The organism is Mesorhizobium prunaredense, assembly GCF_900156895.1.
GTDB lineage: Bacteria > Pseudomonadota > Alphaproteobacteria > Rhizobiales > Rhizobiaceae > Mesorhizobium > Mesorhizobium prunaredense.
The window spans coordinates 77,270-78,368 of record NZ_FTPD01000056.1; the positions used below are offsets into that span (position 1 = coordinate 77,270).

The 1,099-nt window shown below is 64.7% G+C and carries 1 protein-coding gene; it reads left to right on the forward strand.

Annotated features, from left to right (window positions below; genetic code table 11):
• The first annotated feature begins 149 nt into the window (after positions 1 to 149).
• A complete protein-coding gene (locus BQ8794_RS27930; protein ID WP_077381831.1) occupies positions 150 to 1,034 on the forward strand; it encodes an alpha/beta fold hydrolase in 885 nt (294 codons plus the stop codon).
• Positions 1,035 to 1,099: the final 65 nt, after the last annotated feature.

Genomic DNA, 1,099 nt, shown 5'->3' on the forward strand with positions numbered 1-1,099 from the left:
GTTCCTTCACGCCCCCCTCTGCCCTGCCGGGCATCTCCCCCACGAGGGGGGAGATTGGCAGCTTGGCCGTTCCGCCCTCAATTGACCACCCCCGCCCTCGCCTGTAGCAGTCGAGACGATCCGGCAACGGCGAGGAATCGAGTCCAAAAATGTCGAGCGGTTTTTCCGATTTTTTCTACGCCTCGCCGGACGGGCTTGAACTCCACGCTCGCATCTACGGCGAAGCGAACTCCGGCCACTGGCCGGTCGTCTGCCTGCCTGGCCTGACCCGCAATTGCCGCGATTTTCATGAACTGGCGCAGCACTTGTCGCGGCGGGCGCAAACGCCGCGAAAAATCGTCGCCTTCGACTATCGCGGCCGCGGGCAATCCACCTACGACCCCGATATCGGCCACTACAATGTCGGCGTCGAAGCCGGCGACATCCTCGCCGGGTTGGCGGCGCTGGACATCGACGGGGCAGGTTTCATCGGCACGTCGCGTGGGGGGCTGATCATCCATGTGCTCGGGGCGATGCGGCCGTCAGTCCTGCGGGCTATCGTGCTCAACGATATCGGCCCGGTGCTCGAGGCCCGCGGCCTTGCCCATATCCGCTCCTATCTCGAGCGCGCGCCGAAGCCGAAAACCCATGCCGAGGCCGTCGGCGCCCTGCGCGGCGCGCATGGCATCGATTTTCCTGCTCTGACCGAGGCGGATTGGGAGCGGATGGTAGCGGCCCTCTACCGAGAGACGGATGAAGGATTATTGCCTGATTTCGACCCGAAGCTGGTCGACACGCTGGCGGGTCTCGATCTGACCCAAAAGCTGCCAGACATGTGGCCGCAGTTCGAGGCACTGGCGGCAATACCCTTGCTCGCCATTCGCGGCGCCAATTCGAAGCTGCTGTCCGCCGAGACCTTCGAACAGATGCGAAAGCGTCATCCCTGTGTCGAGACGATCACGGTCGAAGGCCAGGGACATGCGCCGATCCTCGATACCGGCGACCTGCCCGGCGCCATCGCCGCTTTTCTGGACAGGGCCGAGCGGAACCTTTGATCGCGGAGGGACAGCGCCCAGGACAGCGCCCCCCTCTGTCCTGCCGGACATCCTCCCCCACAAGG